Annotated in this window: 15 protein-coding genes; 12 read left to right on the top strand and 3 right to left on the bottom strand. The window is 54.6% G+C overall.

Features of this window, described 5'->3' with window-relative positions; all coding sequences use genetic code 11:
• Window positions 1–6: 6 nt before the first annotated feature.
• From SPHFLASMR4Y_RS08385 to SPHFLASMR4Y_RS08335, 11 genes are all read left to right on the top strand, one after another.
• On the top strand, window positions 7–525 hold the full coding sequence (locus SPHFLASMR4Y_RS08385; RefSeq protein WP_089133129.1) for a D-Ala-D-Ala carboxypeptidase family metallohydrolase: 519 nt from the start codon (window positions 7–9) through the stop codon (window positions 523–525).
• Window positions 525–3,257 carry a hypothetical protein gene (locus SPHFLASMR4Y_RS08380; RefSeq protein ID WP_089133128.1) on the top strand — a complete coding sequence of 911 codons (2,733 nt, stop codon included), beginning with the start codon at window positions 525–527 and terminating at the stop codon, window positions 3,255–3,257. Before SPHFLASMR4Y_RS08385 ends, SPHFLASMR4Y_RS08380 begins: the two co-directional genes overlap by 1 nt.
• Before the next feature lie 96 nt (window positions 3,258–3,353).
• Window positions 3,354–6,062 (top strand): hypothetical protein, encoded by a 2,709-nt coding sequence (locus SPHFLASMR4Y_RS08375; RefSeq protein ID WP_145955494.1) that lies wholly within the window; start codon window positions 3,354–3,356, stop codon window positions 6,060–6,062.
• Between the two features lie 243 nt (window positions 6,063–6,305).
• Window positions 6,306–6,572: a hypothetical protein gene (locus SPHFLASMR4Y_RS08370; RefSeq protein ID WP_089133126.1), complete on the top strand. Its 267-nt coding sequence runs from the start codon at window positions 6,306–6,308 to the stop codon at window positions 6,570–6,572.
• 3 nt (window positions 6,573–6,575) lie between these two features.
• Window positions 6,576–7,130 carry a carboxypeptidase gene (locus SPHFLASMR4Y_RS08365; protein ID WP_089133125.1) on the top strand — a complete coding sequence of 185 codons (555 nt, stop codon included), beginning with the start codon at window positions 6,576–6,578 and terminating at the stop codon, window positions 7,128–7,130.
• Window positions 7,127–7,414: a hypothetical protein gene (locus SPHFLASMR4Y_RS08360; protein ID WP_089133124.1), complete on the top strand. Its 288-nt coding sequence runs from the start codon at window positions 7,127–7,129 to the stop codon at window positions 7,412–7,414. Before SPHFLASMR4Y_RS08365 ends, SPHFLASMR4Y_RS08360 begins: the two co-directional genes overlap by 4 nt.
• A 43-nt stretch (window positions 7,415–7,457) precedes the next feature.
• Entirely contained in the window at window positions 7,458–7,757 is a 300-nt protein-coding gene (locus SPHFLASMR4Y_RS08355; protein ID WP_089134781.1) for a Gp49 family protein, read from the top strand.
• A gap of 155 nt (window positions 7,758–7,912) precedes the next feature.
• A complete protein-coding gene (locus SPHFLASMR4Y_RS08350; protein WP_089133123.1) occupies window positions 7,913–8,200 on the top strand; it encodes a hypothetical protein in 288 nt (95 codons plus the stop codon).
• Window positions 8,201–8,321: 121 nt separating this feature from the next.
• Window positions 8,322–8,615, top strand: a complete 294-nt coding sequence (locus tag SPHFLASMR4Y_RS08345) for a hypothetical protein (protein ID WP_089133122.1) — start codon at window positions 8,322–8,324, stop codon at window positions 8,613–8,615.
• A gap of 109 nt (window positions 8,616–8,724) precedes the next feature.
• Entirely contained in the window at window positions 8,725–9,897 is a 1,173-nt protein-coding gene (locus SPHFLASMR4Y_RS08340; protein WP_089133121.1) for a winged helix-turn-helix domain-containing protein, read from the top strand.
• Window positions 9,894–10,082 (top strand): hypothetical protein, encoded by a 189-nt coding sequence (locus SPHFLASMR4Y_RS08335; RefSeq protein WP_089133120.1) that lies wholly within the window; start codon window positions 9,894–9,896, stop codon window positions 10,080–10,082. The genes SPHFLASMR4Y_RS08340 and SPHFLASMR4Y_RS08335 overlap by 4 nt, the downstream gene beginning before the upstream one ends.
• A 139-nt stretch (window positions 10,083–10,221) precedes the next feature.
• On the opposite strand, the gene SPHFLASMR4Y_RS08330 is transcribed toward SPHFLASMR4Y_RS08335, so the two are convergent.
• From SPHFLASMR4Y_RS08330 to SPHFLASMR4Y_RS08320, 3 genes are all read right to left on the bottom strand, one after another.
• Entirely contained in the window at window positions 10,222–10,635 is a 414-nt protein-coding gene (locus SPHFLASMR4Y_RS08330) for a hypothetical protein (protein ID WP_089133119.1), read from the bottom strand.
• The gene (locus SPHFLASMR4Y_RS08325) at window positions 10,632–10,877 is read right to left on the bottom strand and encodes a DUF551 domain-containing protein (RefSeq protein WP_089133118.1); all 246 of its coding nucleotides are present in this window, start codon (window positions 10,875–10,877) and stop codon (window positions 10,632–10,634) included. Before SPHFLASMR4Y_RS08325 ends, SPHFLASMR4Y_RS08330 begins: the two co-directional genes overlap by 4 nt.
• Window positions 10,878–11,104: 227 nt before the next feature.
• The gene (locus SPHFLASMR4Y_RS08320; protein ID WP_089133117.1) at window positions 11,105–11,887 is read right to left on the bottom strand and encodes a GIY-YIG nuclease family protein; all 783 of its coding nucleotides are present in this window, start codon (window positions 11,885–11,887) and stop codon (window positions 11,105–11,107) included.
• A 76-nt stretch (window positions 11,888–11,963) separates the two neighbouring features.
• On the opposite strand from SPHFLASMR4Y_RS08320, the gene SPHFLASMR4Y_RS08315 reads away from it, so the two are divergent.
• Entirely contained in the window at window positions 11,964–12,386 is a 423-nt protein-coding gene (locus SPHFLASMR4Y_RS08315) for a hypothetical protein (RefSeq protein WP_145955493.1), read from the top strand.
• Window positions 12,387–12,567 lie beyond the last annotated feature (181 nt).

Raw genomic sequence — 12,567 nt, 5'->3', positions numbered from 1 at the left:
GGCAATTTGCCACTTGGGATAAAATACCGCGTCAAGAATGGCGATGGTAGTATTTCAACCGTTCGCACCATTTCTATCGGGGTAGATGGTGGCGAAGTTGTGATTCCCACGGTTCTAAAAGGCAGGGTGGTCAGTGACGAAGAGGCTATCCAACACTACGAAAGGACGGGGGCCAACTTCGGGACGTTTGCAACTCCGGAAGAAGCAACTGCGTTTGCGGAAGAGTTGCACAATCGCCACGCCAGAGAGCTGGAACGTGAGGGCCGCAGTAGTGATTTCGCCCCTAAAGGCATTGAAGGCGAGCGCATTACAAGCAGCTACAGAACGCCGGAGCGGAATAGGGCGGTTGGCGGCGTTGCAAACAGCTACCACACCCGCAAGGGGTCGGACGGCAGGGCCTTGGCAAGAGACAGTGTGCCGCCCCCAGGAATGTCGATGGCGCGCTATGCTGAGATACTTCGCCAGCAAAACCCGCATTTAGAAGTAATTAACGAGGGCGATCACGTCCACATGGAGCCGCGCTAATGCAAACAGCCACTAATCCGCAGACAGGTGAAAAGGTCCAGTGGGACGGGTCTAATTGGGTTCCTGTCCAGCAGTCCGCGCCCGCGCCGACGATATACCGGACGCCCCCCAAGCCACTGGCTCCGCAGCGCCCCGCCGAAGCGCGTAGCGATGTGTTGTCGAACAGTCAAAAAGAGGCAGACCTGTCTAAGTCGCCTTATGAATTGCGTTCGGCGGCAGCAGGGGCGGTTAAAGCCGAGGCAGACGCGGAAGTTGCGAGGCTTAAAGCAGAGGCGGCTTCTGGGAAGAAGAGTGGCACCGCACAGCAGGCGGCGGTGCGAGATTTACAGGCTGTTATCAGGAAAATTGACGAAATAGGCCTTGACGCAAAAGACAATGACGGTTGGTTTGAGACAGGCACGTCCGGCGCTCTTTCCCGCCAGTTTTTGCCGGAAGGCACGGCAGGCTTCGACCTCGCGGAAAATCTGAAAACCATTGATGCAAACTCGGCGTTCACGTCGCTTCAAGCTATGCGTGATGCATCGCCTACGGGTGGCGCACTTGGCCAAATAACCGAGCGCGAACTCGATCTTTTGAAGGCGAAGGTCGCAAACTTGAATCCGAACCTATCGCAAGAAGCATTTCTCGCTAATTTACAGGATGCTAGAGAGTTCTATGTCGGTATGCTGGAGAGGGCTGGCGGCGTAGATGAAGGCACAGAAACTCCATCGCCTAGCGGCCTGAACGACGACGATGTAAAGGCTGTCGGCGCTTTCATCCAATCCAATCCGGACTTATCCCCAGACGAGCTGCGCGGATATATTCGCGGGACTTACGGGCTTGATGTCCAGAACGCAGACGAAATTCTCGCACACTTCGGCAAGACCGGCCAGACGCCGACCGCTGCTGTTAATGATGCGGACGCCTTGTTCGACCAGTTCCATGCGGGTGTTGGCGACATTGCGGAAGGCGTGGGCGATACGCTCGGGCTTATCGGCAATCCGCTCAACACAGGCATTAACGCGGCTCTAGGAACCAACCTTTCCACCGATCTGGGGCAAACCTTCCGCGAAGCAACGGGCGCGCCTGACAACGCCTCTCCGCTGGCCAGCGCTATCAATAAGGGCGGTGCATCGGTCTTGACCGGCGCTGGCGCGGCTACGGGCCTTGCTCGGGGCGCTGGTATGGCTGGAAATGCTGTTGTCGGCGCATTGTCACAGCAGCCTATCCAGCAGGGCGTTGCGGGTGCAGCATCGGGCGCGGCAGGGGATCTGACACGGCAAGCGGGCGGCGGTGAGTTGGCGCAGGCAGGCGCGAGCCTCGCGGGCGGCGTTGGCTCCTTTGCAGGCACGAACGCGCTTCTACGGGCCGCACAGCCAAAAACCCTCGCTCCTGTTGCACAAGCAGCCCAGAGGCAGGGCGTTGACCTTATGCCGGCCCAGACAGGCGGGCAGGGGACGCGGGCCTTGACCGCAGGCGCTCGACAGGGGTTCGTTTCTGACATTCCCATTACCAAGGGCGTTGAAAAGCAAGCCGCGCAAACATCGGCTGTCCGCAACAGGGCGGCGCGATCTGTCGGCGATGCTTTGGACAAAGAGGATGCAGGCGAATTGCTGCGATCCGCTGCCAATATTTATTCCAAAAAGACCGGAGAGGTTGGCGGTCGGCTATACACTCGCGCAAACAAGTTGGCTGGAGATACTCAAGTGCCGCTGCCAAAGGCAATTTCCGTCTTGGACGACCATATCAAGGAACTGGAGGGAACCGTTGATGGGGGCGGCGCCTTGCTCAAGGAATTTAAAACCCTTCGCAAGAACATGGCTAAGGGGACGTTCGACGTTGCAGGCGTTCGCGCTTCACGGACTCGCTTGAGGGAAGAGGCTGATTTCAAGGGACTGCGTGGAAGCGACACCAACCGCCGTTATAAAATGGTAATGGACGCTGCATCGGAAGATATAGTCGATGGACTGACCAAGGCAGGGAAAGAGGGCGCGGCCCGAGCCTTCAAGACGGCGGACGCATTCTGGCGCAAGCGGGTTGAGACAATCGATGAGGTTCTGGAGCCGCTGCTTGGCAAGAACAGCCAGAAAAGCGGCGAAAACATTGTTAGCGCCTTTGAGCGCATGGCCAATAGGGAAACCGGCAACGCGGAGAATTTGCGCCGCTTGATGCAGGCACTTCCCAAGGCGGAGGCCCGCAATATTCGGGCTACCGTCATCCAGCGCCTTGGCCGTCCTACGGCTGCGAACGCGAATGACGCTGATTTCTCGCTGGGCAAGTTTTTGACCGACTACAACAAAATGTCCAGCAAAGCTAAATCACTTGTGTTCACAGGCGAAAGCCGGAAGGCGCTTGATGATCTGGCGAAGATCGCCAAGGAAAGTAAGGACGCGGACCGGCTGCTAAACACCAGCAACACGGCGCGTTCGGTGGGCGTTCAAGCGGCTATTTCAGGCACGGCAGGGCTTCTTATCAGCCCGTTTATGGCGGGAACGATAGCAGGCGGTCAGTTTGCGCTCGGCAAGCTGTTGGCATCGCCTAAATTCGCCAATTGGCTTGCTAAAATGCCTGCTAATCCCGCTGCGCAAAAGCAGTATGCCAAGCGGCTGTCAGCCATTGCTTCGGCAGAGCCGGTAATCGCCAATGACATCAAGTCTGTTCAATCGTTCTTGAATAACTCGCTATCGGCGTCACCAGGTCGCGCCGCCGCTCAAAATGAAGCCGATAGTCGGGGCAAACCACCAGCCCAATAGGCCATAGAACCAGAAGCGGGGACGTAAGAACTCGCGCACAATCACAACATAGCACAGTCGGGGGCATTTTGCGCCCCTTTTTTTATGGGGAAACCAATGGCAAACCTTTTTCAGCCGTCCTTACAGCCCATGCTCGATGCAAACGGAAATCCGGTCAGTGGTGGCAAGTGGTATTTCTACCTGACCGGCACGACGACAGCGGCGACCATTTACAGCGATCAGGCTGGCACGACTGCGATGGAAAACCCCGTAGAGGCAGATGCAAGCGGCATCGTTTCACCGATATTCCTTGACCCAGACGTTATCTATAAAGTCTCTCGCACGGATGCGGATGGCGTTGCAATCGGTAGTGCTGTCGATCCTGTGCGCGGTTATGATGAAAGTGACGCAGCAAATGCGGCAGCGTTAACCGCAGCCGACGCGGTTGCTACTGCGGCAGATCGCGTTCAGACAGGATTGGACAAGACGGCTGCTGAAACAGCAAAAACAGAGGCGGAGGCAGCACAAGCGGCAGCAGAGGAAGCAGAAACCAACGCAGTCGCGGCGGCAGCTTCTACGGGTCTTGGCGGCGCTCTATACGCAGACACGACAGCAGGCCTTGCCGCTGTTGGCGAGGGTGAATATTTCTACGTTGAAAACGCAGACGGCGATTATGTCGAATATCAAGACCTGTCCGGCGTTGCGACTGCAACGGGGCTGGTTATTGTTGGCCCTGATCACGTTGAGGAGGCCCTGACTACCGCGACCGCTGCATCTACGGCCATTGCCACGATTACGCCGGCTTTCGAAGCTCCGGCAGACCCGGCATATCCGAACATCTACGATCCCGATATTGCAACGTCAGGCGACGGCCAATATGCGAACAACAGCGGCAATGCGCTGTCTTCCAGCGCGAAGTGGCATTTCTCCGGCTTTGTTCCTGGCACACCGGGGCAGGATTATGTAATCGACTTGCGGGCGGCTGTCTCGGGCTGGGTTATCAAGCGGCCCGTCAATATCCAGCAGATCCACTGCTACACCGACACGGCGATAGGCACGTTTCACAGCTACGCATCGGCCACATTTTCGGAGAGCGACCGGAAGGTAACTTTCACCATGCCAGCGGGCGCGTCCTATTTCGCGTGGAATTGCCAGCAGGGCGGCTATGATCCATCTACCGAGCAGTTTGCAGCAATGCGCGCAGTATCCTTCGCTTATGACGCAACGGACGGCGAGACAGAACTGTATTCCAGCTATCGTGACGGCTCGGAACGCAAGCGTAAAGTGGCGGAGTTTGACGACGCGCCGGTCACTGTGGTTGTGGATGATGGCAGCGTTTATGTCCGCCAGCCATATAACGATGATTTCGACATTGTGCGACAGGTCGATGTTTCGCAGACGATTGATGCTGACCACACCGGGGCGGTCCAATTCGGTTTCGTGATGCGCGTCCCGAAGGGGGTTAAGCCGAGCGACACGGTTCTGTTTTTTGAGTCCGATGGAGACGCCCCGTATGATGCGCGGCCAATCGGGCGGGGCGGCGATACAGCAGCGCCAGAGAACCTGAACAATACCTATCTTGGCGGCGGTCATGGTTTCTATTGCCAGAAAATTACTTCGGTCGCACACGGGCTATCATTGACCGATGTTGGCGATGTTGGGACGGACGGTGCTGCTAAAAGCTGGGTGCTGGTTGACGTTCCAGACGTTGACACACTGACCATCGCCCCGGCGAATGAAGGCACGGCAACCGCTTGGGATTTTGACACCACATTGACGGGTAGCACGATCACGTTTTCTGCTGCTGGCGCGGTGGCATTCTCGGGCAGCACGGCCTATGAGGATAACTATCTCCTGCAATCCCATGCAGTTTCCGTCTGGCTGGATGGCGTCGAACTGACCGCCGACGGCGTATATCGCGGCTATCGTGCAGAGGTTCAGGAAAGCTACGGCATCCCGAATCCGGCTGATTGGTTGACGCAACTAATCGCGGGAAAGGGGGCGGCATCCCCGCGCCTGTTGAGCGACAGCCAGAACGCCACGCACGTTGACCTGTCCATCAGCTACCAGTTCGGCCGCTTTGGCGAAATGGTCACATATTTCGACCATTATGTTGCGCAGGGCTACGCACGGACTGGCGATGGTTATTGGGGCGCGCAGCAATGGTTGGTCCTGTTCCGTCGAAGCGGTTCGGGAGATCGTATCAATCAGTATATTCCGGACCTGTCTGGAACGGTTGGCGGTTATGACTTTAGCGCCATTGCGGATATTGAAAGCAATTCAAGCAGCGTAAATGTGATGGCGAGCGACTGCGTTGACCCGTCCAACCCTGCCTCGCATTTTGCGCAAATTTGCAAGACCAGCGGTGGCGATCCGCGCTGGGGCTTTGCTTACGGTTATGCCCGTCATGTTGGCATCGGAGTCCCGGCGACAAGGGCGACTTTGGTTGACCGGATTTTAAACATCTCGAATGTCGAAAAGCAATATCCAGGCGGCGTTGATGGTGAGGCAGGAGCGACCGCTTCCGCTGGTGAAAACCATCTGGCTGTCTGTTGGAACCAATATTATGATATGGCGGACAATCAGGAATATACCTGTAACAATGTCGTCGAATTTGCAGACGGGACGGTCCACTGGACTATCGACATCCACGACACGCTCGATGGCGTCTGGATTAACCACGACGCCTTCAAATATCTGATTGGCAAGTCGGCAACGGTTATCGACAGCACAGCCTTTACGCTTCATTCTGCCGCTGTGACGCCCAAGGGGCTGCGGGTCAGCACGACTGGCGGTTATGGCCGCGCCGTGGTTTCGATAGTCTAGTAAGCCAGCAAAATCCACAAAGCGCCAGGGACCGGAACAAGCCACCACCAAAGCGGTAGTTTCAGGGCCTTGGCGTTTTTGGTCAGAGCATCATTCATGATCGCCCCATAGCACGAGACAGAAACGCAAACAAGCAGCGGGATGGCCAAAGCCTCACCAATGACCACCCCTGACCAACACGAATAGAAAAGGATTCGCAATGGCTAAGTCGCAGATAACACAAAATATGAAACGGGCAATCCTATGACGAACCGCAGGGATGATGTCGAACACGTTAAGGATGTGCAGTTGAGCATGGGGCAGAAGGTGATGGTCACGGTCTTTGCCGCCTTCGCTATCTGGCTCGGGGCAACGGTCCAGAATACGGCGGTATCAGTCGCCGTGCTGATAGACCAAAATCAGGATCGCTATACCGGAACGCAGGCCGCAGCCGATAAGGCCGCTGTAAACAGCCGGATTGAGGCGGTCGAAAAACGGGCCGCAAGGCTTGAAGGCAAGCACGGGCTTTAAGATATGGACAAGGCAAAATTCTATGACACTGTGCGGGCGCGGCTCGGCAGATTGTCCACGCTTCAGGTCGAGGGCTTTGAATCCGTCTTGGAAGCCGCAGAAGGCGCTCCGCTGTCGCATCAGGCCTATATGCTGGCAACGGCATGGCATGAGACAGCAGCCACCATGCAACCAGTTATCGAGGCTTACTGGCTGTCGGAAGCATGGCGCAAGAAACACCTTCACTATTATCCTTGGTATGGGCGCGGATATGTCCAGCTAACTTGGGAAGCCAATTACAAAAAGGCAGACGAGGAACTGCGGCTGCATGGCGAACTGCTGGCCAATCCCGACAAAGTGCGGGAGCCTGAAATTGCAGCAGCTATCATGCGGCGCGGCATGGATGAGGGCTGGTTCACTGGCGTTAAGCTGTCTGACTGCCTGCCTATGTCCGGCGTTGCGACCAGGGCGCAATATATGAAGGCACGGACCATCATCAACGGGTGGGACAAGGCCGATCTGATAGAGGACTATGCCCAAGCATTCGAACGCGCATTGCGTGACGGTGGGCTGGCATGAACCTCGACATGATTAACACCGACAACGGCAGGCGCGCTTTCTCATTCATCGCGATCTGCGGCGGCTGTGCCGTGTTCACCGTCTTTGTCTTTATCTCGCTCTGGTTGCTGCGGGGTAGTCCCAGCTTTGTGTTCTGGCTGGCTCTCGCTGCCCACGCGCAAATATTGCTCGGTATGAGTGCCTTGGGCTGGGCTTTGGGTCGCCGGATGCTGTTCAGCGTCACCAAGAACGGCGCGACGGTGGACGACAAGGGCAACAATGGAAATTCTGGGCGACCAGATTAGGGGCCGCGACTTTTGCGGCATGATTGAAAGAAAGATTGATACTATGACTGATGAAGCACAGATTGAAAAAGAAATCCAGAGCAAGGGGCTTAATGCACCTCGCTTGAATCCAGATATGATCGACGCTGCAATTGCGTCCGAGCAATATCACGTTTTCCCGAACACGACGATGACCGTCTGCGCACTAACGCTCCGCAACGGATACATTGTGACTGGCGAAAGTGCGGCAGCGTCTCCCGAGAATTTTGACGAAGCCATTGGACGGAAGATCGCCCGCGACAACGCCCGCAACAAAATATGGGGCCTTGAGGGCTATTTGCTCCGCGAAAAACTGGCGGCGTAACCAACTGGGCGGGGGCTTCGGTCCCCGTCAATTCGGAGAATAATCATGAACCAAATCACGGAAGCAATTGACAGCGCAGTATATGCGGTTCGCAGCCACTGGAAGCCGTTCGCTATCGGCGCGGGCGTGGGCTTTGTCATCGGGCTGTTGCTCTGATGTTCAGCATCCTAACCAGCAAGATATTCGGCGGGCTGCTGGCCGTTGCGGTTCTGTGCCTGCCACTGGCCTATTGTAAGGGCCGGTCAGACGGAAAGGCGGCTGTCTATGCCAAGCTGGAAAAGGCGCAGAAGGTAGCGGAGGAGAAGGCCGAGAAAGCTGCCGTTAGCGCCGATGAAAAACAGCAGGGAAAGGCGGGGGCCTTCGAGGTTGAGCAAGACGCTTTGCGGAGGGTGATTGATGACGCCAAGGCGGACGATGTCAACGCGCTTGATGCGATATTTTAAGGGTGGGGCTGATGGGATATTCGGTCCCGTCCCCGTGGAGTTTTTAGTCTCCGTTGTCCATTTTAGCCTCCTGCGGAAGAAGTGAACTGCCTTCTAATAGACATAGCCAACGGAAACTATCATGAAACAGCTTAAATTGCTACCATTATTTTTCATTCTTGCAGCTTGTGAGACGATAAAAGTGGGGCCACCGCCTCCACCAGTAGAACGGCTTGTATGCGAGGCATTGCCCGCCAAGCCCGATGTATCGCCGCTGGTCGCCTTCACGGCTGAGAACGGCGCTCTGGTCTATTTCAAGGCCGATGTGGACGCGAGGGACGCAAAGATAGCCCCGTATATTGTCGAACTACGAGGCGCTTGGTTCTCATGCTCTAGTCAACTTGGCTGGAACCGTGATTACTACGCTGCCCAATGAAATCCGCGCCATATATTCTTATGGCGATCTATCTAATCGTGGCTGTCTCCAAACCCCTGCATATCCTTGGGTATTGCGTGGTGACAAGACTGCTATTGCGAGGTAAATAATGGACTATGACCGTTTACTCGAATTTTGCACCACCAACAAGCAACAGGAACTAATCAAGGCAATAGACGCCTGTCACGGCAACGTCACCGGAGCGGTGCGAATGCTTGGCTGGGAAGGGGCGATAACGAATTATCACCGGACGTTTCGGCAAGTGCAGGAGAAGGCGGCGCGTGGCGGCTATGCTCCCGGCCATTTCAGCGAAGGCGTTGCTCCGGGCTATGCAATGGGCAAAGTCACCATTCATCGCGGCAAAGACGGCGAGATCAAGAACACTTGGGAGCGGCAGTCGCCAGAAGAAGAGGCGCGGGAAGCTGCTATCAAGGCTGCTATTGAGGAAATGGCTGCGTCTATCCCGCGTGTTAAGCTAACCCCACCGCCAAGCTTAACCCTCGAAAACCTCCTAACCATGTATACGTTCACCGATTACCACATGAATATGCTGGCGTGGAAAGCGGAGGGCGGCGCTAATTGGGATTTGAGTATCGCGGAGAAAACGGGAACGGCTGCAATGCAGTTTCTAGTCTCTGGGTCGCCGTCATCTGATACAGCGGTTATAAATATCCAAGGTGATTGGCAGCACTACGATGGCCTGAAACCGCTAACTCCGGCGTCTGGGCACGTCTTGGACGGCGACGGAAGGGCGGGTAAAGGTGTTAAGGTATCTATTCGGTTAATCAAAACACTCGTTTCGCTAGCCCTTCAAAAGCACAAAAACGTGATATTGTTGATATGCGAGGGGAACCACGACATATATAGCTCTCTCATGTTTCGCAATATGTTCGCGGAATTATACGCTGACGATCCACGAGTATCTGTCCCCGATTCAGAAATCCCTTACTATGCGATAGAATGGGGCAAGACCGCGCTATTCTTCCACCACGGACACCTAAAGAAATTTACTCAACTCCCCCTCACTTTTGCAGCCATGTTCCCCGAGATATGGGGCAGGACTACTAAGAGATATGGGAATACGGGACATTACCATCACGAAAAGCGGCAAGAGGAAGCGGGTATAAAAATGATCCAGCATCCAACAATCGCCGCGAACGACAGCCACGGCTCGCGCCATGGCTACATGAGCCAACGGGAAATGACGGCGATGACATTTGACAGGAGATACGGGAGGGCGACTGAGACAGTGGCAACCCCCGAAATGCTGGAGGCCTTATGACCGCAGAAGAACGAATAAAGAAGATTCAGCGCGATATGCTGGCAACGTCAAAGCTATGGGGCGCAACGTGCGAAAACGCTATCAGGTCAGGCGCGTGGGATGAAGGATCGCTAATCAAGAACTTGAAAGATGCAGCTAAAGATTGGGCTTTCAAGCATCCCGTGGAGGTAAACCCCGATGACTGACCAACCCCGCAGCGACCACGTAGAAGCCGCTATAAGCATGCTAGGGCATTACATCAAGCAATTGCGGGCCGGAGCGCCACCGGAGGATATAGGCGCTCAGATAGCCTTGCTGGGCAGGATATTGGCGCGACGGACTTAATCATTCATCCCCTATTGCTGCGAGTGCGGTCGCCTCGCATCTATCAATAATTCTCTCATTGACGATAGGATTACCGCAGCCGTCATTATTGCAATGCCCGACTATCTCCCGCAAGGCATCCCGCAACCGCTCATTCTCGGCGCTGATTGCTGCTTTACCTTCAAGGGCGGTCTGCGTCTGCCCGGTGTTGGTTATCAATTCCAAGCGAAGTTCCTGCAACTCGGCGGTGAGGGTGGCTATTGCTTGGGCTGCTTCGTCGTAACTGCACAGCGGTATCGCCTCAATAGGGCCGGACCCGTTTATTTCTTTCCCGCCAGTGCTAAAGCGGATGACCGTTGCACCCTCTGGCGGAAATGCGGGATAGCGGTGGCAATATGTTATAATTGTTAGCGGCTCTATCAGTGTATCTGTCATTGGCTGTCCTCCTTGTTGGCTGGGGGTGGTAAAGGCATCCAATGGGTTGGTTCTCCGATCAGATGGCAATCCCATTCGCCATCCCATGTGGCTGTCTGCACCTCGTCAACATGAACGCCCTCGCAAATATCATTGCAATACGAGGTCAACTCCTCGCTGTTCCGCGTTGTAGTCCAAACAAGAATTTTAGTCCCGTCCTTCGGCGCAGTCGCAATATCCTGCCAGGGTGTTTCATTCTTCATGACAAGGGCCTTTCCTGTTGTGCGGGGGAACGCAATGCTTCCGCGACCTCCGATCGATTGTTGTAAATATCGCACAAGGTTCGCAGCGTCGGCTCGTCAAAGCTGGTAACCCATCCAACGCCATTGCTGATCGAAAAGCGTAAATGGCCATTTGATTTCATGGCCTCAATCTTATCCGCTAGTTCATTCATAGCGTCCTCCATTGACGTTGTGCGGCCTCGTTGCTCTCAACCAGCAGCGGGGCGTTTTTGTTGTTCGCGGTTGATCCTGTTTATCTCGTTTATGATGCAATCGCCCAAGGTGAACCACTCTCCTCTTTGGCGGCGCGAACTCCACCTGCGGTGATAATAGTCCTCTTTGTCTTTTCCGCCTTCGATGGTCGCAAATATCTGGAGTTTGACCGGGCTAGCGGTTTGGAGAGAACTCAGCCGGCGCTCAGGATAGATTGAGTGACCAATCTTGATTTTGGCTCCTATAGCCAGTTCCGTCCCGATGAAATAGACGCGGTCTACCGGGCGCGACGGATACCATTCTCTATAATAAATGAGCATCCGATGGTATGCGTCAAAAATGTCGGTGAAGCCCGTTTCCAGCAAGTGGCCCATTTGCCGCGAGCGGTCACAGTAAAGGCTCCAAATCTTAGTTTCCTTGTCCTGACCCAAGAAATACGGATAAAGGCAGGTCGGCAGTCTGGTTTCTTTATCGACAAACAGATCACCATCCCACCATCCATCCGGTGGCCAGTTTACTTTTTCCAATTTATGTGGTTTTAACTTCATATCCATTGCGCGGTCCTTTCGCGTTGTGGTTCGGCCCTCGTCACTCACCACAGTGGCGGGGGCTTTTTTATGTACCATGTACCAATGTACCGTTTCATGTACAAAAGCAACGAAAATCGGTACATATTGGCGAAACAAAGCGCAAAAGCCCACGCAAAACTGCCAGTTGGCGCTAATCCCCTGCATTGGTAATGACGAGGTCGAGAGTTCAATTCTCTCTAGCAGCACCATTTTTTCGTAGTCTTTTCAACTTCTTGCAGTTATTCCAAGGGTTTCTAGCCACCTCAGGTACAAAGAGGTGGTACAAATGGGTATTGCAATGGTCGCTCTGACAAGGACAAAGTCGGGCCGTTGGGCATCGCGGAAAGTGATCCCCTCAGACGTACGGGCAGCATACAAAAAGCGCGAAGAAAAGAAGACTTGGCCTGCCTCCCTCTCGGAAGAGCAGGCAAAGGCCGAGCTAGGCGCTTGGCTCTCTCCGATTGAAGAACGGATATCACTGCTCCGAGCAGCCAAGGCGGCTGTCCCCGTGGCCCTAACTGCAAGGCAGTGCAGGGCTATAGCTGGTGATTGGTACAAAGCCTTGAGCGAAGCTGAGGAAGAGAAGTTCACGGAAGGGGTAGGCGAATGGGATTGGGATGCTGATATCGAGTCCATAGTCGAGTCAAATGTTCTGACGACGGACAAATGCGGCCACTTGAATATCATTCTCAGGGTAAGTCTATGTTAAAATTGGATATATTGCGGAATTTATCCAGCTAATGCTGAGCCGTTATAGTAAATCCAGTCGATTCATGGGGGGGGTAATTTGCAATATTGCAATTCCGAGGTAAAAGAAGTATTACAACGAAAGTTAAATATGACGGGGCATAAAGTTAAATATGACGGGGCAATGGTTTAAAGAGTAATAT

Source organism: Sphingorhabdus sp. SMR4y (assembly GCF_002218195.1).
Taxonomy (GTDB): domain Bacteria; phylum Pseudomonadota; class Alphaproteobacteria; order Sphingomonadales; family Sphingomonadaceae; genus Parasphingorhabdus.
Note: the sequence above shows the minus strand (reverse complement) of the source record. Positions and strands in the feature narration are given on the sequence as shown.

Bases quoted from the DNA above. Each gene is read 5' to 3' on its own strand.
- SPHFLASMR4Y_RS08330 (WP_089133119.1), bottom strand. From the start codon at position 10,635: ATGACAGATACACTGATAGAGCCGCTAACAATTATAACATATTGCCAC.
- SPHFLASMR4Y_RS08340 (WP_089133121.1), top strand. From the start codon at position 8,725: ATGGACTATGACCGTTTACTCGAATTTTGCACCACCAACAAGCAACAG.
- SPHFLASMR4Y_RS08315 (WP_145955493.1), top strand. From the start codon at position 11,964: ATGGGTATTGCAATGGTCGCTCTGACAAGGACAAAGTCGGGCCGTTGG.
- SPHFLASMR4Y_RS08375 (WP_145955494.1), top strand. From the start codon at position 3,354: ATGGCAAACCTTTTTCAGCCGTCCTTACAGCCCATGCTCGATGCAAAC.
- SPHFLASMR4Y_RS08365 (WP_089133125.1), top strand. From the start codon at position 6,576: ATGGACAAGGCAAAATTCTATGACACTGTGCGGGCGCGGCTCGGCAGA.
- SPHFLASMR4Y_RS08350 (WP_089133123.1), top strand. From the start codon at position 7,913: ATGTTCAGCATCCTAACCAGCAAGATATTCGGCGGGCTGCTGGCCGTT.
- SPHFLASMR4Y_RS08345 (WP_089133122.1), top strand. From the start codon at position 8,322: ATGAAACAGCTTAAATTGCTACCATTATTTTTCATTCTTGCAGCTTGT.
- SPHFLASMR4Y_RS08325 (WP_089133118.1), bottom strand. From the start codon at position 10,877: ATGAAGAATGAAACACCCTGGCAGGATATTGCGACTGCGCCGAAGGAC.
- SPHFLASMR4Y_RS08380 (WP_089133128.1), top strand. From the start codon at position 525: ATGCAAACAGCCACTAATCCGCAGACAGGTGAAAAGGTCCAGTGGGAC.
- SPHFLASMR4Y_RS08360 (WP_089133124.1), top strand. From the start codon at position 7,127: ATGAACCTCGACATGATTAACACCGACAACGGCAGGCGCGCTTTCTCA.
- SPHFLASMR4Y_RS08335 (WP_089133120.1), top strand. From the start codon at position 9,894: ATGACCGCAGAAGAACGAATAAAGAAGATTCAGCGCGATATGCTGGCA.
- SPHFLASMR4Y_RS08355 (WP_089134781.1), top strand. From the start codon at position 7,458: ATGACTGATGAAGCACAGATTGAAAAAGAAATCCAGAGCAAGGGGCTT.
- SPHFLASMR4Y_RS08320 (WP_089133117.1), bottom strand. From the start codon at position 11,887: ATGGTGCTGCTAGAGAGAATTGAACTCTCGACCTCGTCATTACCAATG.
- SPHFLASMR4Y_RS08370 (WP_089133126.1), top strand. From the start codon at position 6,306: ATGACGAACCGCAGGGATGATGTCGAACACGTTAAGGATGTGCAGTTG.